The organism is Candidatus Tumulicola sp. (assembly GCA_036490475.1).
GTDB lineage: Bacteria > Vulcanimicrobiota > Vulcanimicrobiia > Vulcanimicrobiales > Vulcanimicrobiaceae > Tumulicola.
The window spans coordinates 142,773-162,125 of the sequence record DASXDT010000002.1 but is presented as its reverse complement, the minus strand read 5'-3'; the positions used below and the strand labels follow the sequence as shown (position 1 = coordinate 162,125).

17 protein-coding genes are annotated in these 19,353 nt (G+C 56.6%); 8 read left to right on the top strand and 9 right to left on the bottom strand.

Annotation, left to right across the window (positions count from 1 at the left end):
- Nucleotides 1-278: 278 nt before the first annotated feature.
- On the top strand, nucleotides 279-1,526 hold the full coding sequence (locus VGF98_02285) for a hypothetical protein (protein ID HEY1680452.1): 1,248 nt from the start codon (nucleotides 279-281) through the stop codon (nucleotides 1,524-1,526).
- On the opposite strand, the gene VGF98_02280 is transcribed toward VGF98_02285, so the two are convergent.
- The 4 genes from VGF98_02280 to VGF98_02265 are packed head-to-tail and all read right to left on the bottom strand — an operon-like array spanning nucleotide 1,460 to nucleotide 5,389.
- Complete coding sequence (locus tag VGF98_02280) at nucleotides 1,460-2,539, bottom strand: NAD(P)-dependent oxidoreductase (protein ID HEY1680451.1); 1,080 nt, start codon at nucleotides 2,537-2,539, stop codon at nucleotides 1,460-1,462. The genes VGF98_02285 and VGF98_02280 overlap by 67 nt on opposite strands.
- A complete protein-coding gene (locus VGF98_02275; protein ID HEY1680450.1) occupies nucleotides 2,536-3,447 on the bottom strand; it encodes an NAD(P)-dependent oxidoreductase in 912 nt (303 codons plus the stop codon). The genes VGF98_02280 and VGF98_02275 overlap by 4 nt, the downstream gene beginning before the upstream one ends.
- A complete protein-coding gene (locus VGF98_02270; protein HEY1680449.1) occupies nucleotides 3,444-4,661 on the bottom strand; it encodes a glycosyltransferase family 4 protein in 1,218 nt (405 codons plus the stop codon). Before VGF98_02270 ends, VGF98_02275 begins: the two co-directional genes overlap by 4 nt.
- Nucleotides 4,658-5,389, bottom strand: coding sequence for an NTP transferase domain-containing protein (locus VGF98_02265; GenBank protein HEY1680448.1), 732 nt, complete (start codon nucleotides 5,387-5,389; stop codon nucleotides 4,658-4,660). The genes VGF98_02270 and VGF98_02265 overlap by 4 nt, the downstream gene beginning before the upstream one ends.
- Nucleotides 5,390-5,810: 421 nt before the next feature.
- Between VGF98_02265 and VGF98_02260 the strand changes: the two genes are divergently transcribed.
- Nucleotides 5,811-6,095, top strand: coding sequence for a hypothetical protein (locus VGF98_02260; protein HEY1680447.1), 285 nt, complete (start codon nucleotides 5,811-5,813; stop codon nucleotides 6,093-6,095).
- 251 nt (nucleotides 6,096-6,346) lie between these two features.
- Here VGF98_02260 and VGF98_02255 read toward each other — a convergent pair whose 3' ends face one another.
- The 4 genes from VGF98_02255 to VGF98_02240 all read right to left on the bottom strand — a co-directional run bounded on the left by VGF98_02255 (nucleotide 6,347) and on the right by VGF98_02240 (nucleotide 9,854).
- Entirely contained in the window at nucleotides 6,347-7,570 is a 1,224-nt protein-coding gene (locus tag VGF98_02255; protein ID HEY1680446.1) for a hypothetical protein, read from the bottom strand.
- Between the two features lie 292 nt (nucleotides 7,571-7,862).
- Nucleotides 7,863-8,057 carry a DapH/DapD/GlmU-related protein gene (locus VGF98_02250; protein ID HEY1680445.1) on the bottom strand — a complete coding sequence of 65 codons (195 nt, stop codon included), beginning with the start codon at nucleotides 8,055-8,057 and terminating at the stop codon, nucleotides 7,863-7,865.
- Nucleotides 8,058-8,555: 498 nt separating this feature from the next.
- Nucleotides 8,556-9,668 carry a hypothetical protein gene (locus VGF98_02245; GenBank protein HEY1680444.1) on the bottom strand — a complete coding sequence of 371 codons (1,113 nt, stop codon included), beginning with the start codon at nucleotides 9,666-9,668 and terminating at the stop codon, nucleotides 8,556-8,558.
- Between the two features lie 36 nt (nucleotides 9,669-9,704).
- Complete coding sequence (locus tag VGF98_02240; protein HEY1680443.1) at nucleotides 9,705-9,854, bottom strand: hypothetical protein; 150 nt, start codon at nucleotides 9,852-9,854, stop codon at nucleotides 9,705-9,707.
- A gap of 800 nt (nucleotides 9,855-10,654) precedes the next feature.
- On the opposite strand from VGF98_02240, the gene VGF98_02235 reads away from it, so the two are divergent.
- The 4 genes from VGF98_02235 (at nucleotide 10,655) to VGF98_02220 (ending at nucleotide 16,958) form a co-directional block, all read left to right on the top strand.
- On the top strand, nucleotides 10,655-12,100 hold the full coding sequence (locus VGF98_02235; protein HEY1680442.1) for an alkaline phosphatase family protein: 1,446 nt from the start codon (nucleotides 10,655-10,657) through the stop codon (nucleotides 12,098-12,100).
- Nucleotides 12,101-12,540: 440 nt separating this feature from the next.
- Nucleotides 12,541-13,269 (top strand): HAD family phosphatase, encoded by a 729-nt coding sequence (locus tag VGF98_02230; GenBank protein HEY1680441.1) that lies wholly within the window; start codon nucleotides 12,541-12,543, stop codon nucleotides 13,267-13,269.
- Between the two features lie 1,220 nt (nucleotides 13,270-14,489).
- Entirely contained in the window at nucleotides 14,490-15,863 is a 1,374-nt protein-coding gene (locus tag VGF98_02225) for a hypothetical protein (protein HEY1680440.1), read from the top strand.
- Nucleotides 15,864-16,241: 378 nt separating this feature from the next.
- Nucleotides 16,242-16,958, top strand: coding sequence for a hypothetical protein (locus VGF98_02220; GenBank protein ID HEY1680439.1), 717 nt, complete (start codon nucleotides 16,242-16,244; stop codon nucleotides 16,956-16,958).
- On the opposite strand, the gene VGF98_02215 is transcribed toward VGF98_02220, so the two are convergent.
- Nucleotides 16,955-17,794, bottom strand: a complete 840-nt coding sequence (locus VGF98_02215) for a hypothetical protein (protein ID HEY1680438.1) — start codon at nucleotides 17,792-17,794, stop codon at nucleotides 16,955-16,957. The genes VGF98_02220 and VGF98_02215 overlap by 4 nt on opposite strands.
- 538 nt (nucleotides 17,795-18,332) lie before the next feature.
- Here VGF98_02215 and VGF98_02210 point away from each other — a divergent pair.
- Both VGF98_02210 and VGF98_02205 read left to right on the top strand, forming a co-directional pair.
- The gene (locus VGF98_02210) at nucleotides 18,333-18,551 is read left to right on the top strand and encodes a hypothetical protein (GenBank protein HEY1680437.1); all 219 of its coding nucleotides are present in this window, start codon (nucleotides 18,333-18,335) and stop codon (nucleotides 18,549-18,551) included.
- A 54-nt stretch (nucleotides 18,552-18,605) separates the two neighbouring features.
- Nucleotides 18,606-19,352, top strand: coding sequence for a hypothetical protein (locus VGF98_02205; protein HEY1680436.1), 747 nt, complete (start codon nucleotides 18,606-18,608; stop codon nucleotides 19,350-19,352).
- The last annotated feature ends 1 nt before the right edge of the window (nucleotide 19,353 follow it).

The following is a 19,353-nucleotide window of genomic DNA, read 5'->3' as shown; positions in this document are numbered from 1 at the left end:
TCATCCACGCACTCTAAGTCGGTTGCGCAGAAATTATGAAAAACCTTTCCACTCCCTGTCGACCTTCATTACGAAACGCGGTTGTCGCGTTTGATAGTCGGAGAAAACGCAACAAATATCTACGGCGTTAGGGCATTCCACAATTTCAAGAACGGCTAACACCTACATTCACGCTGTTGAAGCGCTACAGCGTTGGAATGCAGAGCTACGGCCGAGCAGCGCGTACCCGCACCGGGCCGAAAAAGGGAAGCTGCCTCGCTGCGCCTGACTCGTAAGAAATGACGGGAAGCGACGGCGTTCGCGATCGGACCAGAGTGGTCATCATTGGCGGCAGTGCGCCGAGTACTCCCAATCTCCTCATCGACTCGCGGTTCGGTGCTGATTCCGGCGTACGGTTCGTCTTGTTCGGCCGCAACACCGATCGTCTCCAGGCGGTTCGGCGAGCTGCTGTGCTGCTTGCGCCGTCTCTTGGCGGCGCAATTGAGACGACGACGGATCTCGACGCTGCGCTGGAAGGTGCTGCGCTCGTAGTCATCCAGATTCGTGTTGGCGGATTCGCGGCGCGAATCCATGATGAGTCGTTCCCGTTAACCGCTGGAGTGCCGGGCGATGAAGGGCTTGGTCCTGGAGGACTCGCCGCCGCTTGGCGCACCTGGCCCATATTGCGCGAGATCTTGGCAAAAATCGCAGTCCGATGTCCCCTTTCGAGGATCGGGCTCCTCACGGCGCCTTTGGGAATACTTGCGCGGTGCGCGCAAGATACGTACCCCAACTTGAAAGTCGCCGGGCTCTGCGAATTGCCGGCCGTCGTATTGCGGCAGATCTCCGAAGCCGTAAACGAACCGCACCTTCGGTATGATTACGTCGGCGTGAACCACCTTGGTTGGTTCACGCGCCTTCAGGCACTGGACGGCAGTGACATGTTGGATGTCTATGCGACAACGCGCACCGAAAACGTTTTTCCGACCGCCTCGCTTATTCGCCGCTTGTCGGCCGTGCCATTACCGTATGTACGCCTACACGAAACGCGCGCCGACGTTCTTGAAGAACAGCGTGCTTCGCCTCCGCGTGGGCGTACCGTCGCCTCAATGGCTGTAGCTGCTCTGCAGGCGTATTCCGCTGGAAATCGCGAGGCAGTGCGTCGCGCGCTCGCTCTACGGCACGCGCCATGGTACCAGCACGCTGTCGCACCATGGATTGACGCCAACCGTTTGGGCGCCTCCAGCGCGACGTTCTTCCTCACAAGCCGCAACGCTCATTACCTACCAAACATCGACGCAAACGCCGTCTTGGAAATCCCCCATCGCATGCACGACGGACAATTTTACGCGACACCGTCGCCAACGCGCGTTCCTAAAGCCATCGCCGAAACGCTCCAAGCGTTCATAACATATGAGACCGTCGCAGCAAATGTCGTCGGAACTCGAGACGTCCATCGACTCGCTAACACCCTCTCGGCTCACCCATGGGTGGGGCACCCGTCGACGGCGGCGGCGCTTGTCGCCGGGGTTGTAGCTACCGTTTGACCGGCGACCTCGGCAATCGAACCGACGTAATAGGCATAGAGCGAACGTAAGGATTCCGTGAGGGTCCATCGTGGGTAAAAGTCCAGGGCGAGCAGCCGGCTGATGTCGGCATATGCTCGCGGGCAATCGCTGAAACGTCTATAGCTTTGCTTGATCCTAACCTCTCCCTCGAGGTTTGCTTGTTCCTCAAGCGTCCTAAAGATGGTTTGCATCGCAGTTTCCCTTCCACTCGCTACGTTGTAAGTACTACCGGACACGCCGCGCTCCAAAAGGATCGCGATCGCTATCGCGACGTCGCGAACATCGATAAAATCGCGCGTGTTTGAAAGATCGCCAATCGCAATGCATCGCTCAGCCAATCCGGCAGAGATTGCGGCGAATTGCGATGCGAAACGCGCGCAGGCGTGCCGTTCATCGAGACCGGGCCCCACAATGTTGAATAGCCGGGCCAAGATGATCGGCAGTCCAGTTTGTCTAGCGAACAACGTCGCCGCCATTTCAGCGCAGTACTTACTGATTGCGTACAGATCGTTCGGGGCGCAGCAATCGGTTTCACCGATCGGCAATGATGCCGCAGAACCGTAAACTGAACCGCTCGATCCGATGACAATCGCCTGTGGGGTCACGTCAGCCTGCCCAATCGCAGTCAGGAGCGAGATCGTTCCTTCAACGTTGATGGGGAACAGCATATGTGGCGGATCGTCGCGGAGCGCGGAGGCGAGGTGAACAACGTATGTGGGGCAGGTTTCTCGCAGAATAGGTATCAGCGTTTCGATCTTCCGAATATCGGCGATGCAATAGGTAAAGCGATCGGAATCGCCACTCAGCGCCGATGGAAGAGGTGCTGTGACGCGATGCGTCCCGAGCGTAATCTCATGCGTAAAGGCCGTTGGACGCCGCGCCGAGCGCCCTATGCCGACGATTCGATATGTCGGCCATCGGCGCAACGCCTCTGCGATGAACCATCGTCCTACGAATCCTTGCGCACCCGTGACGAGCAACGTCTGTGTCATGCCAATGCGCCTGCCTCGAGCGTTCTAGCGATCCCAGTACGTACGTCAACGCTCGCCTGCCATCCAAGCTCAAGACGTGCATGCGATGGGTCTGCGATTAGGCGGAAGATTTCGCTCGCCCCTCGATCGGCGCCAAGCTCGATAACCGGAGCAGAGGTACCCATAACTTCAGTAGCGATCGCCGCCAGTTGTCCGACGCTGGTCCCAATTCCGGTGCCGACGTTGAAAATCGCGATTTCGCTGGCCGCGTGATGGCAAGCACTCCGTATCGCGTTCGCAACGTCGTCGACGAAGCAATAATCGCGCGTCGGAGTAAGATCGCGGAGTTGGATATCGGTGCCTGACTGCGCCTGATCAATAATTCGTGCGAGAAGCGAGGCGTGTCGCTGCCCCGGACCGTAGACCGAAAACGGTCGGAGCACGACCGCACGCAGCAGTCCGCCTCGCGCAGCAGCAGCGACGATCGCCTCGGCGCCCACCTTCGCTGCTGCATACGGCGACCGCGGACTTGGCGTCATGTCCTCCCGAACTCGAGGCTCGTCGCGGCGGCCGTATATCTCGGCCGAAGAAACATATACGAGCCGCCGTACGCCGGCTCTGCGCATCGCGGAGATCACCGCACACGTACCAACGGCATGCGATCTCATATACTCCTCCGGATCCCCGAACGACGCGGCGACAGCTGCCGGGCCAGCCAAATGGACGACGACCTCGCATGCCGCCATTCGATTTGCGAACTCGGCCGCATTCTCGATCGCGAAATGAACGCACGCCGTGGCCTCGGAAGGCGCCGGCATTTCGCCCTCGGTAGGGGCTACGTGCGCGGTAACTTCGTGGCCGCTTCGCGCGAGGATGCGTACGGTCGCGCGCCCGATAAAACCACCCGCCCCGGTGACAAAAATTTTCATGTATGTGCCATGCGCCTATGCGCCATTCGCTCGAAGAGCGCTTCCAGCGCCTCAGTCATGAGCTCGGGGCGATGGCGAGCAACGTACCGGTTTCGTGCTTCACGGCCGAAGCGGTCGCGAAGAGCGGGGTCCGACAGCAACCGGAGCAATGCGTCCGCCAGTGCACGGGCATTGCGTGGCGGAACCACAAAACCGGAGACCCCGTCGATGACCGTTCGGGCACAGTCACCCACGTCGGTGACGACCGCCGGTTTCCCGTACGCCATTCCTTCGATTATTGCATTCGGAAGCGAATCGAAATGTGAGGCGTGGACGTGGATATCGAATAATTGCCAAACGTCCGCGTTGTGCCCGGGGTATGAAAGAATTCGCATCCGGTTTGCGACGCCTCGACGTTCGGCGCTCTCGCGCAAAGCCGTGCTAAAGGTTGGATCGGAACGACTGTAACCAACGCACACGAAGAAGGCCTTCGGTTCGCGGGCGAGCACGAGCGTCGCAGCCTCCACCAGCGTAGCCCATCCCTTTACTGGAATCATCCCGGCTATTTGACCTATGACCACGCATCCGGGGTCATTGGGTATCCCCAGTTCCGCCGCGACGTCGCGAGCAGGTCGCCGAGGCGGCTCGGCTGGGATACCGTTCGGAATAATTGTTATCGGCTGCCGCTGACGGCGCAGGAACGTCCGCATTGCCTCGGCTCGCTGCTCCGAGTCGGTGATGATAACGTTGGCGCCTCGGAGCGTGCTCTGTTGTACGAGATGCCACAACGCCTGCGGCGAAAAAAACTCGCCATGATAGGTGGTTATCGATGCCGGTCGGCCGGTCAATCTCCCCACGGCCACCGCAGCCTGATTGCCGGTCCCTATATGACCGTCCACTATATCGACGTCGCGCTCGCGCACGAGCCGAGTAAGCCGATGAATGGCCGTCGCGAATCCGATAGCGCTCCGCGGTAAGTGGCGGAGAATATTGCGGCTCACTCCATTCCCGAGGCGCTTAACACCCAGATCGATGAGCGGAATCCGTGCCGAGTCATATTCTTGACGAAGTGACCCGTACAATGCATCGATGCGGGCATCAGGCGACTTAATTACTGCGATACAATGGTCGAAGCGCCGTCGGTCGATGTGCGTGGCAAACGACAGCATCCGGTGTTCGTCACCGCCGTACGCAACACCGTTAACGACTGAGAGGATGCGAATTCGCCGCTTCAAGAGTCGGCCTCCGGTCGCATGAACTCCGGATGCAGCTTCATCAAGTCCGACGCACGTTGCGTGGCGCCGGCATCGTTCACATCGACCCACAATGCGGTATGCAAATACGCGCCGATGCGAACCCCGGCGTTCGAACACACGCGAAAGAGCTCGCGCGCATCGACGCGTACTCCCTGGGGCATCAGATCGCGCGCACGTCGACCAACAACGCATGTGCCGCTAGATATCACGAAGTCGGTCACGGGCTTCTCATTATATTCGACGATTAAACCGTGGCTAATCTGGAGCACCCCGTAAGACAACGGCACAGATTCGACGTGAGCCGCAATGGTTAGGTCGTAGGCCATCTGACGGTGGTGCGCAAGAAGCGCTTTAGCATCGATCCCAGTAAGGTTGTCGACGTAGGTTACGAGAACGTCGTCGACGTCTTTGATCGTCCCTGCAAATCCGATATTGCCGAGCGGCGCAGCCTCAACGAACACCGATAACTGCGCCGACGACTCGGCTGCGATCGGCGCAATGCGCTCGACGACGAACTCGTGCAGTTCCTTTTCCGCGCTGGAAACCACAACGCCCAACTTTCGGAATCCGAAGCCGAGCAATTGACGCACGTTACGCTCAATCAGTGAGATCTCTCCGATCTCGATCATGGCTTTGTGCGCAGGACCCGCCGTAGCGCGCATACGCGTCGACCGGCCCCCCGCCATCACGAGAGCGAGCTCAGTCACGAGCTAGCGCGGCACCGCGAAGCGCCGCCTCAGCGCCAGGTTGAAGTAGACGCGTCAGTTCACGCACCTTTATTCTTAGTGCGCCTGAGTCAACGTATGATTCGAGCGCCGCGTTAAAAGCCTCGACATAACACGATCCAAGGGCCGACGCAAATCCGCCAACTACATAAATTCTTTCAAGCCCCGAGGCCACAACTATCTGAAACGCTAGCCGTGAAAGCGGGCTAATCGAGTCTCGCAATAGAGCTGTAGCCCATGGGTCGCCGGCTCGGAGGGCCGGTACTAAGTCACGCTCGTTGGTTAGGGCCTCGGGCGCAATACCCGCGCGACCGCACATCGAGGCGGCGAATTCCGTCGCCTGCCGTTCGGCCGCGGCGCGAGCCAGACGTTCAAAGCCGCGTCCCGATGCAATGGCCCCGAGGTGACCTCGACCACCGCAGTCGCAGATCGGCGCATTCGGGCCGGTGTCCACAACCAAATGGCCGATTTCACCATCGTACGCGACTTGCGTTTGACGAGCATTTCGATGGTACACGCGACTGCCGATGCCACTACTAACCGTAACAACAAAAAACGCGCTATCGTTCGTAGTAGCTGCGATATACGCGGCAGCAGCGGCCACGTCATTGACGATCCGCACCCGTTTGCCGGTGCGTTGTTCGATTTGCGTGGCGAAGTCCAAAGGCACCGGCTCGGAACCAGTTAATGTCGGCGCACTCAGTGGTGCCGCGCCGCTAACGGGCCCCGGAAACGAAATCGCGATATGTCGGGCGCCGCGCCCAAGCGAGCTGTGAGCGGCTTCGGTCACGCCGTCGATAACTTCCGCCCAGACGTTCGCAGCAGAACGACCGTCAAATACCGTACTCAGGCGACGTCGGCTAATTGACTCGAACGCGCCGTCGTCGCGGAGTACGGCCGTCCGTAAGAATGTGCCCCCGAGATCGACGGCGAGCGCGCTCAAACGCGCGCTTTCAAGCGCAACAGTGCGTCTCGCAGAATTGGCGTCCCAACGTCTTGCAGAAACATCACGGAACCAATATCGCGTGGTACTACGAGATTGAGATTTCCTCGGTGCTTGCGTGCCATTGCGATTGCATCAAGCGCGAGTTCTAAATCGAGCGCATCGTGAATAATGGGAAGCCCAACGGACTGAAACAGTTCCACGATGCGTGTGACGAGAACTGAGTCGCAGAAGCCGAGCTCGCATGCTATCGCCGCAGAAAAACTGACGTCTACGGCCACGGCCTGGCCGTGCGAAAGTGAAAAGTCGCTCCGTCGTTCAAGAAGCGGACTGAACGTATGCCCGAGGTCGACCTTTCGGGCGCGCTCCTCCTCATAGAGGTTGCCGCACAACTCGCCCATCATCGTCAGTTGCGCGCGACGAATTACTTCTTCGCCCAACGCTCGAGATTGAAATTTGCTTCGGACGAGCCAGAGTCCATGACGTTCGAGCAACTCAAACAAGCGTGGATCGCAGATGATCGCCATCTTGGCGATCTCCGCGATACCGCTCGCGATGTCCCGCGCCGCAAGCGAGGTTAAAAACCCAACATCAATGATGTTCGTGAACGCCGGATAGAATGCCCCAAGGAGATTCTTGTGCCGATTGTGATTGACGCTTTGCTTGATTCCAACGGCGACGTCCACCATGCCAACAAGCGTCGTGGGAAGTCGACCAAAGAGAATACCGCGACGATAAAGGGACGCCGCGAGTCCGGCTTGATCGAGCGTTACGCCGCCGCCTACTCCGAAGATCACTCCATCCCGTGGAAGACCGGCCTCACCGGCAGCGCTGCAGATTTGTTCGACGGTCGCTAGCGTTTTATGGCCTTCACGGGGGCTGATCGCAATATTGCCGGCACACTCAAGATACGTTGCGGCGTACGATCGTAATTCGATCCCATATCTTGCATCGACGGCAGCGTCGATCACGAAAAACACCGGCCGGCCATCAAGCACGTTTTGCAGGAGCCGCGATTGCGGCGAAAAGACCGGAGAGCGCGCGCTCACTACCGCATACGATAGCCGCCTCTGTATGGAGACACGGATAACGCCATCATCGCCAATGTCGAGGGCCGAGGTCGTCGACGACATCGGGATGCTGGTTGAAATCTGACCTTCGTCGGCGATCGCGGGAGTCTCGTCGTCAAAGTGGTGCGGATTATAATCGAGGCTCGTCATTTGTATAGGGTTAGCCCCCAACTGAGTGACATCGGCTTAGGGAATGCGGGAATAAACCGCGCCGGTAAGCGCCATGGTCGCGGCAGGCAGCTAAGACAATCTGGCACGCGGTTAGTCTATACTAGCCAGGGCGCAGAGGAATCTATCCTCGGTCTCAACCGTGTGGGACATTCGGCCCTGAGCCGCTTCGAAGCCGGGCGTTCCGTCACAGTCAGCCGCGCACAAAGCGGGCGGGAAAGATCTACAAAACGATCCAACGACGACCCGTCGCGAGGTTTGCGTGCCCGAGCACCTAGCGCGACATGATCACTCTCGCCGGAACTCCGCCGACCACCGAATACGGCGCAACATCTTTGGTGACGATAGCGCCGGCTGCAATGATGCTATGGTCGCCGATCGTGACGCCCGGCAGAACGACGGCGTTCGCGCCGATCCAAACGTCCGCTCCGATATGTACCTCGCGCTCAATCCACGGTTGGTCGATCATCGCGACGTCGCGCTCGGATACACCATGGTTGGAGGTGAGAATTAAAACGTTGGGGCCGAAAAGCGCTTTGTCCCCTATACATAACTTTGCACCGGGCGACGCCCACAGCCGACTATCCGGACCGATACTTGCGTCACTTCCGATCGAAATATTCTCCGGGCTGCGCAACGAGACACGTTTATTCAGATAACTGCGCGCACCCAATGCCGCAAGATGACGCTTTGGCAGCGTGAATTCGTGGACTTGTGCGTGAATGAGCTCTAATAACGCCTGCGGACCGTAGCGCAGGAGCGAAAATGCCGCCGCTAATGTCATGATGCCAGCGTGCGTTCTCGAAAGATTCACGCGACAACTGCAACAACCAAACTCCGAACCTCAAGGAGGTTGCGCGTTCAGGATTCGCGCAAGCGCGCAACGCGGCGACAGAACCCATTGCAGCTCACGCCGTCTTTTTGTCGGTTGTCCTTCCGAAGTCCACGTCGATGCTTTCGCTTCGCTCTATGGCATTTCGCGCGCCGGCGTGAACGACGACACGCGATCGCTCCGGAACGTCACGGAGAACGTGTTGAAGGGACTGCCATTGTAGTTCCAGGTGGCAGCGCTTCGGATCGTCGCGAGGTTCGCGAAGCTGCGCGGATAACCGAATCGCCAGGCGACTTCGTCCTTCGTCATGCCGACTCGGAACTGCGGATATAGACCGGCAAGCGGAGTGAGACGCGGCGGCGCAACTGTCGAGATCGTGACGCCGAGCTGCCAGTCTGCGCGGACGAGCGCCGGACAGCGCTCGACCGATTGGCCTGACGACCCGCCGCTAGAGAGCGGTTTCGCGGCCGGCTTTTCGACGAGAAGCCGCAGCGGCTCGACGGCGAAGAAATGCGGCGCCATGTCGTCGCCGTCACTGACGGTGGATCCCGTCCAGAGTTCTTCGATCTGGGCGACATCGCGCACGATCTCCCGGACTCGGATCGGCGTATCCGCTGGATAGGTGTCGAACCAGTTCGGACAGCCGATCAGGATACCGCCGTATCCATAAACGTCGCGCCCGGCAAAGCGACTCTGCGCTTCGCGGAGACTCGAATCGCCGTTACGAGTGTCCGGCCACCACATCGCGATGTGCCACGTCTCTTTCGGCCGGCTAACGTCGCCGAACGGAAGGTCCGTTCCACTCTCCGTCTTAGCAAAGTCCGGTGCGGCGTGGAGGACGACATCGTACATGCCCGGCGGTCCCGGAGGCCGATGAAACGTCGCGGTCATCGCGTATTCCTTAAGCCGCTGTTCGGGCGCCGATCCGGCGCCGACGGGAGAAACGTAGATCGGCGGACCGAGCGTCACGTCGAGCGGCACCTCGGCCGCCTGCGCATCGTCGTAAGGTCGCGCCGTGAACGAGAGCTTCCTCTGATCGATCGTGTAGGCCGCGCCGAAGCTGTACGCATGAAGGGCCAGGACGCCGTCGTGCTCACGAAGATCCATCGCGACAGATTGCGGGATCCGGCGATAGTGCGGTCCCAGCGATTGGCCAGATCCGACCGAGCGAGATGCGACGCACGAGACACAAACGAGCGCAGCGGCAACAGACGTCACGAAGACACGCAGCGAGATAGACGACTTCACTTCACCGAGGCCTCAGGTTCGAAGATTCGAACGCGTTCATGCCGACTTCACCGCTTCGTAGATCGTCTTGAACGCATTGGCCGTGGCCGTTTCGTCCCAGTCGCCGTTGTGGTTGTCCAGCATCGAGGCCGTCAGTTGCGCCGCAATCTTCTTCAGTTCGATTTCGCGCTCGTCGAGAATCGCCATCGTTCACAATTCTTTCCCTTGTCGGAAGTTTGATGCATGCGCGGTTGGGCGGAGATCCACAGGAACCCCTGGCTCCCGTTTCAGGGCCTATCCCAGCCGCCGCTGGCTGGAATACCCTGTTACGGAGGACGCGGCCTAGCTCACAGCCTGGTGACCTTTCCGGTGCGATTGGGACATTGGTATTCTAGGAGTCATGTTGAGGAGTAGCTCGGGCTACTCGCGCGCGCGGTACGTTGCAAATTGCCGGAAAAGCGAGTTAGAAATGCTTCGTAGCGCTTGAAAAATCGATCGGCATTTGGTCGGCTCGCGCGCAGAAACTGCAGCACAAGCCCGGCAACGCGCCACTAGCACGCCTTGTCGATGAACGCTCGTAGCGCTTACCCCCACCCCTTGATCATCTCGGAAACTGCAGAGTGAGGAGAGGGTGAGCTGGATCGGGGTCGGGCCGGCGTGAAGCAAGCCGCCTGCGGGCCGTCGGAGGCTACGTGTGTAGCGCTGTAGCGCTACGCTATAGGTGTATAGGTATATAGCGGTCAGGCTAGCGTGACTCCAGCTCTGCTGAGCCATCATCGTTCGATTCGCACTGCCGACTGAGCTGAAGATCCCTGGTCGGCGTCGTCGCGATCGGAAGCTCTTCCAGGTTCACGCTTGAGCGTTGGGTCAAGACAGGCCTAGAATCCCGCATGAACAGGCCTCACGTCGCCGCGGATGGTAGTGAACTACGAACGGTAAGGCAAACTCGCTGGCCTTGCCAGGCTTCGTTAAATTTTTCTCTTCCGTTCGTTTTAGAGGTGCGTCTCATGGACCGAAAATTTGTCGTCGCGATCCTCGTTGTCGCTGGCGCACTTGCTGCGGGCTGTAGTTCGCCGCTTTCCTCGACGCCAAACGCGCCTGGTTACTCCGTCGGACGCTTCGGCAACCATTTAGGCGGTTCCACGCCGATTCAACACGTCATCATCATCATGCAGGAGAACCGCAGCTTCAATAATTTATTCTACGGTTTTCCGGGCGCGGAAACGGCCGGAAGTGGCATGGGCCACGGTAAGCGGTATAAGCTTCAAGAGACACCGCTTACCTGGCCGTATGAAATGACCCATTCACACGCCGAGTTTCTCGAAGACTACGATCAGGGTAAGAGCGACGGTTTCGATGGCTACATCGTCTACAACAAAGACTCTGGTTCGGTATGCACCAAGGTCAACGCATACAACGAACCGCAATGCTGGGTGATCTCGAAGAACGAAAAGTTCAAACAGATGGCATTCTCGTATGTGCAGCGCTCCGACATTCAACCGTACTGGACAATGGCCGAAGAATACGCGCTTGGCGACAGAACGTTTGCCTCCAATAACGGCCCGACGTTTCCTTCCCATCAGTACATGGTCGCCGGTCAATCCGGCCACGCAACCGAGGTGCCCGGGGGGGCGCAGTGGGGCTGCAACGCTCACGACAAGTCGACAACCGTCAATTTGCTTGCTTACGGCCAAGCGACGCCGCCCGTTTTTTCAAAGTTGACCGGTTACGAGATTCCCGGACCGTTTCCGTGCTTCACGTATGCAACGATCGCCGGCAATCTCGACGCCGCCGGCGTTACATGGCGATACTACGCGCAGAAGGCAGACTCGGGGAGCAACCTGGATCCATTCGAAGCCAATAACCCGATCTGGACTGGGCCCGATCGAGCGAACATCATTTCGCCCGACACGGTGGTGCTCAAGGATATTGCAAGCGGTAATTTAGCCAATGTGTCGTGGGTCACACCCAGCGGGCATAAGTCCGATCACCCGGGGGAGGTGCCGGGTAACTTAGGTCCGTCTTGGGTTGCATCGATCGTCAACGCCGTCGGTGAGAGCCAGTATTGGAACAGCACCGCGATCATTATCATGTGGGATGAGTGGGGCGGTTGGTTCGATCCGGTTCGTCCGAAACAATACGAGGATCCCGAGACCAGGGCGTATGAAGGTCTCGGCTATCGCGTCCCAGTTATCGTCGTATCGCCGTACGCAAAGGCGGGATACGTTTCACACCAGCAACACGAGATCGCAAGCACGGCGCGGTTTATCGAAGAAACGTTTGGCTTACCATTCATCGGCTCGCGACATAAGTACGCGGACCAACGGGCCGATGGATTCGACGATATGTTCGATTTTACACAGCAGCCGATCCCGTTCGTGCCTATTCAGTCAAGTGAAGACGCCCGGTACTTCCTGACACACTCGGATAATACGCCGGGAGACACCTACTAATCAAAATGCGGCTTCGCGAATGGCGGGGCCGTGTTTGTTTAGCGGGCATCGCGTGCGCGCCCGCATCGTAACATAGCCGCCGATAGGCCTTCCCAGCAAAGCCCCGGCCTCGATCGCTCGTGGCTGGGCCGATCGAAACGACGGAACCATGCCCGTCGCAGGTCTGATCGACGTCAAGGGCGCTCTGTATGGCACGACGGAGCGAGACGGCTTAGGGTATTGCGGAGTCGCGCATTCCGCCTACGGCATTCTTCGGTCCGGCGTTTTTGATGCGAATTTTGCTTCATGCGCAATACTGTATCTATCCCAGCGTGATGTCTCCGGGATAGGAGCCACGCGCTCAAAGACGAGACACCTACCCGCCAAGCCGCGCAGCGGCAAGGCGATCCGGACGGCTCGGTTAGCGCGGCTTGCTTCGCCGATCGGCCGGCGAGGCGGGCGTGGACGGCCAAGACAACGGTGTACTGGACTACACATTGCGTTCTCCGGCTTATCGGTTTACTATCCGAGTTATGTCCGCGTACGACCTTATAATCTTTGACTGCGATGGCGTGCTCGTTGACAGTGAACCGATTACCAATGCCGTGTTTGCCGAACTTCTCAACGAACTCGGGCTGAAGGTCACGCTCCAAGAAATGTATGCAAGATTTATGGGACGTTCAATGGATGCGTGCCTCTCTGATGTTACGCGACTTTTGGGGAGACCAATCCCGGCGGACTTTTTGGAACGATATAATTCTCGTACGTTGAAGGCCCTCCAAGAGAAACTGCTGCCAGTTAACGGTATCAAAAAACTAATCGTCTCCTTACGGACTCCTTATTGCGTCGCTTCCAGCGGTGATCATACCAAAATGAAGACTACGCTCGGTATCACGGGTCTCTGGGACTTGTTCGAAGGAAGGCTAGTTAGTGCGACCGAGGTTTCGCGTGGCAAGCCGTTCCCGGATGTCTATCTCCTCGCGGCAGAGAGACATCGCGCAACGCCTTCTAGATGCGCCGTTGTTGAAGATTCCCCGGTTGGCGTTACAGCAGCAGTTGCCGCTGGAATGACTGTTTTCGGCTTCGCTCAGAACCGCAGGTCGACCAGTTCATTAATCGCGGCGGGCGCCCAAGAAACATTCGATGATATGTCCAACCTGTTGGAACTACTGGATGGCCCACCACCTTAATTAATAGTTGCTTGATGGTTATGGCTAGACGCTCAAAGACGAGACACGTGGGCCGCCAAGCCGATCGGCACCAGTGCAGTGACGCTTCCTGGCTCTGCGCGATCTGGGCCCAAAAACGTGGCGCCCCCCAGATATGGATCAGCATCTCGAGGGAGTCGCTCGTACACTGTCAGCGCCGGCGACGCTCCTACGCTTACCCCTTGGTCATCTCGGACACTGCCGAGTGAGGAGGGGTGAGTGGATCGCGGTCAGGCCGGCGTCGTTGTGAATTGGCACGCGCTTGCAGTTCCCGTTTGAGCACGATTTGCAGAACATCTAAGACCTCGGTGTTATGCCATCGATGTTGCGGCCGCCGGCCGCAATGGCATACAGTGGCGCGAAGAGCGTAACGGGCTATAGCGTAATAGGCCCTTTCGGTCGTCTGACCGCCTTGATGGCTGTCGGCCGGTTCGCAACGAATCGAAGAAGAAGTGACGCATCTCGGTATTCCGTCGAGCGATGACTGCCGTCCGATCTCGCCGTACGCATTGCGCCCCCGATCCAATGTTAGAACGAACACTGATGTCAAAGTGGTCCCCGAATGTTGCGCCTCTGTGCGCTTACGGCATTGCTAGACTCTCAGATGCAACCAAGGTACATTTGGCTGCACAGTTGGCTGTCTTGGCTAGAATACGTGCAAGCGTACAACGCCCATAAAATAAGAGTTTTGCGTGTGGAAATGGTAGCCCCAGCGGGATTCGAAGTCCCTCCTAACGGTCCTGGCTGTTCCGCCTGGCTACTAAAAAGTCCGATACTATAAGGGTTTTCTTGGCTCTTGGTTCCTGACCGATTCTGGCTAAAACGGCCCTTTTCGGACGAGTCTGATGCATTTGTGATGCACGAGAGGGGCCGGACGCTTACTTTTGGTAGCTGTTGAAGTCGGCATAAGGTCGTCGTCGGCCCACTCGGCGTGCGGCGGTGAAAGCTCAATCGAGCGCAAATCTGCTATACTCTGCTGAATGCCCGATAAAAAAAACGAAGCCGCCCCGATAGACCACGGAGACCGGCCACAGGCAGCATCAGATGCTCCCCGGCTGGCTCCGCCCACGCCGACGTCCCAAATGAGACGTTCGCTAAGTCATCCAGAGAAGTTGGACCCTCCGACTCCTCAAAGTATGCGCGTTCGTCTGCGAGAGTCTAACAGCGGAGGAGACGAAGGCGCGGATGACCGTTAGGCATTAATGGAGCACTTCCCATATCAAGACCGCATAACCGGTGAGCCTACGGCTGCCAATGCAGCTGCAGACTACAAGCAGCAATATTCACTCCTTCGCCAAAAACTGCAAGATGAACGAGACAGAACTGACCGCATAGAAACTAAGGCTGTAGCCTTATTCGCGGGCACGATTGCCGTCTTGGGTTTCTCTTTCGAACATGTGAGCAGCCCGGTCGACGCGGTCGTACTTCTAATTTTTTTCTGGCCACTGTATCAATTGTACAACGCGATAAAGGCGATATGGCTAGACGACGCGCCTAGTGCCGATGAACTTGCTGAAAAATTCGCTGCATATCCTCAAACAACGTTCGCATCAGCCGCTCTTGCGTTAGCTGACTGTATACGAGAAAATGCCGGTAAGATTGATGCGAAGGCTTCTCATATGAACAAAGGCTTAATCGCCATTCTGACGGTAATTTTTATACTCATCGTAGCAAAGTTTGCATCGAATGCCATCCCTTGGGAGAAAATCAATGCCCGAATCTCGGGACCCGAAGCCATCGGAACAAGCCAACGATTCGCCACAAAAGCGGGAACAGGAACAGAACTCAAAGACGGACGAATCGAAACCGGCCGCCAGGCTGAAACCGCCAACTCCCAAGTCACAGAGGGTCATGATGCTAAAAGCGCTCCAAATAGCGCCGCCGGAGAAGAAGTCGACGAACGAGGACGAGTGACTGGCAAGTTGTTTGGGGTTTTCGTTAGAATGCCAGTCGGGAGTGCTTGGGCATCCTATAATCGCGGGGACGAGCCCCGTTCGAATCAGAATGACACGGCGCTGATTGCTATCGCCAGTGTTTCCGCACTAATCTGGGCAAGCGGGTTAATACTCTATCAGTTAAAACCCTGGACTCTATGGCGGGCCGCAACCCTTGGCTTCGCATCCACCGCTTTCATGGCGGCGCTCTTTGCGTTGTTCGTAACGCCCGTCGTGCTTCGCTACATTACACTTTCGTTCTTTATCTTGTATGTGGGACTCGCGCTGTTAACTATTGTTAGGTTTCGAAACCGTAATTTTGCTCGCAATAAAGCGAGAGAAACCGCTAAGCATCCTAATCTTGCTGGCTACCGGGATGACCAATGGCGAGGTATTTTTCGCAATCAAAGGCTTCACGCGTGGGTGGGCGTGCTGCCCCTCACTACGTATCCCATCGTGTTCTTCTGGCCGACAACGACCGTCATTTCGTGGACGGCTACCGTGTACACTTTTTTGGCGTACCAAGGAATTCTTGCAATATTTGAGGTGGTTCAAGACGCATCTAGTTCATCGCAAAACCAGCAAGGAGCGGTCGTCACGCTTCTGACAGCCTTCCTTAACAAGGATAACCATAAGGACTGAGCCCGTTTTACTGGACTGGATAGATTCTTGAGAGGAAGGGACTCAACACGATGGACGACGCCAAACAAAAGTTCGTAGAGCGTCTGGAACCGTTTCTGAAAAAGGGCTGGGACTTGCACGCGGATTCACGCCAGCTTCGGAACGACGACTTAACGTCGGGAGACTGGATAGCAGAGGTCGAGGTCTGGGACAATCGGGGCTTAGACTCTCTCGTTCAACGTCATCAAGAGAAAGAACGAAAGACTTACGGGACAGAAGGTGAGGCAAACGCCGTCGCGCTCATGGTTGGATTAGGTTGGCTTGAGCGAAACGCATAAGCATCTCCGCAACGCATTCGAACCAAACGTTTCGTGAAACTTTAGGACGAATTATAAACGAATGAAGAGCTTGGCCGTCGTTGGGTTGAAGGTACTGCGTTCGGACGTTGCTCAGACGGTTTTGCTAGCGTTGGTCGCAGGTATTGCTTGCGGGGTAACGATGGCCTACCTTCTGGGCAATCATGCCGTAGCATGGGGTTCGCTTGCTGAATGGCTAACCGCCGCTGGCGCGTTTATCGCAGCTTGGGTTGCATGGACTCAGCTACGCAGGTTTAACGAAAATGCGCGTGCTAAAAACACGCTGCAGTACATGAACAAAACTACCCAAGATATGCAGCCGGTATCATTTAGCCAACCTGTGAACGTAGCCATGGCGGTCGGTGACCTAGATACCACGCTCAAGAACTGGCCAACCCGTAGGCGGATGCACGAGTTAGCGTGTCGATGGGAGTATATGCGAACAGAAATAACTGCTGTCGATGCACCAGAAGAAATGAGAGAATACCTAGCTCTTCGGGACAAATTTGTGATGGCGGCGAATTTCTTTTCCAGTACTGCTGGCCTCGCAGCAGAGGGTTTGATTGACGGCCGGCTCTTTTTGGACTTTTACGCTATACAGGTCGTTACCGTCTGGGAATTTGCAGAAGCGTTTTCGGACGCGAGCAGAGAAGCCGTAACAATATATAAATTACCAAGTTTTTATTCATTCGTCCGAGAGGCAAGTGAGGCATATACTTCGGAGCCTAAGCCGAAAATATCGTACCCGACTACAGGTTAGTCCGCACTTAACCGCTTACGTTCACTGCGCCAAACGCGGCCACATTGGTCATCTAATGCTGCTGCACCCGACGCATTCCCATGAAGTAGCTCGAAGGTCGATAGCAACTGCTGGACATGAATTATTGCGGTGAACAAAATGGTGTTAGGGCGAACAGGAGGCGTCTCAATTAAGCGACCCGTCTTCTGGCCGTCTTCATCGAATTCAATGACGTCGCTGACTATCATTTGGTCGCCATGCAGAAAGCCGCTCTGCAATCTCCAATTCGGTTTCACGCTTCGCTTCCGTTGTTTGGACTCGTCGATGTAATGCAGGATTAGGCCAAGCACTTTAGCCTCGTGTTCCTCAAGAAAACAAATCATTCTTGTCAGGTCGAGCGTTCTCTCGGTTTCCTCTGTCTCCATAAGTCTGTCTAGAGCATCACGCGTTTCTTGGGGCCAGACGGACGGGTCGTAGAGGCTGAGGACCGAGCCCATTTTGTAGTTATGGTTATTCCAATCAAGGACCGCCTCGACGCGCTCTGAGGGGTCGATATGGGGTCTTTTCTTTAGCTTCGCTCGAACGTGTTTGCACTGGACGACGTAGAAGCGCAACCGTACGTCGTAATCTACTAAAGCTCGGCTGAGCATGTTCGCGCCACGGAGCTGCCCTGCGTTTAACAAAAGTAGAGTGGAATCTAACACGTCTTTAGCGAGCGTTCCCAGGACAACGGCCCAGTCTATGAGGCACTGCTCGACCGAGTCCGTGCAGGTAACGGTTCGCAACTTCGTCACATTCTCTGCGAGGAGGGCAGAAGCTCGCCCGCCCAGCGCCGCCGCTTCGTTCGAAAGCATCAAACTAGAAAGCCATAGGAGGCTGCCATTTGGAACGGTTTCGGCCGATGTGTAGACGTGACCTGGACTTCGGACGCGCCTTTGGCAGCTTGTGGAGGTCCGCGATTTCGAATAACCTTCATGCTTCGAGCGTAGGCCGAAACGTGAGAGCGGACAATGACAACGCCTAACAGAATTGGAAGCGAATGTCAGGCCAAATTCGAACAGCTAAAAGCAAAGGCTGGCCTTTAACGCTACGAGACTCCAGGCGCTTTAGAGTTGCCACAAGGCGACTCATGCGTGAGCTTCCGCTCACAATCGAATCCCTGGCGGAACAGATGGACATAGACCCCAGAACTCTCTATCGTTGGCTCCAGACGGACTTTACTGTTCGTGACTCGCACGTTAACGCAGTAGCTATGGGGTTCACTGAATTCCTGGGCGAGAATGAGAGTGAGCAACCACTGCTCGATGAGTTGTTACGAATCCATTCTCCAGAGTTAGCGCAAGTTATGAAAACATTTATGGAATCGCTGGAGGCGAACAAGAGAAAATCCCCGAGGTGATTCGAGCGGAAGAACTGCGCACTAATCGGATTTCGCTTGCGCGTATGTTGACCAACCGACTCATCCGTGAAGGTCGAATTAGCAAGGCCCGGCGGACAGAGTTCAATGCGGTTCTAGCTGGAATCTTTGAGCAAGCGCGTTTGGAGGTCGGCGGCTTCATCGTCAGCAAGTTGAGGGATGGTGAACCAGTTCGCGACCCTGAGGCGGTGTTCTAGCGCCTTGACTATGGAGACACCTCGTTGAACGTCATAATGGCTAGTACCCCGGTCGTGCAGCACGTTGTTGTTCAAAGCATGCCGCCAGAAGCTGTCAAGAGTATGCCTGCGGTTGTCATCAAGGGTTCGCCCTCCGTTGTCATCGACCATATCAAAGGTGAACTGGACCCGCGCCTCACATTCTGGGGGCCGGCGATTCTTGCGCTCATCGCGATTGTCGTGGCGCTAATCACATTGAACAAAGTCCTGGCACAAATCAAACTTGCGAAAGAGCAGCTTGAGGTCGCCAACCAAGAACTGTCGGCGGTTAAGGCTGACTTTAAGTTGTCGCAGGAACAGTTCAAGTTAGCGCAAGAGCAATTCGCAATGATTAAGCGCGCACCCAACTTGGAAGTAGAGTTTATCGGCGGGTCCGAAACGAGGCAGCTTGTCAACGCGACCGACCCGTATAGTGCCTATCGAGAGTTTGCCGTAAATATATACATACGCAATATTGGTACGCGAGTTTCCAGAGGCGTGGAGATGCATTGTTACGTTCCGAAGGCGGCGTTGTGTGCAGAAGTATTAATTCAGCGAACGTATCGTGCAAGGGTCATCGCGGGCGTTGAGTATGTCGCGTTCGAAGCCCTATCGTTGAAGAGGCTACACCAGGACGAAGAGTTTTCTAAGGTTTACCGTATGGAATTCGATAAGTCCGTCACGGATGTAACAATTCTATGGCGCGTATGGGAGGACGATTACGCCTTCCCATCCGAGAGGTACGGCGAGCAACACTACGAGTTTAGGTCTTTCATAGCATAAG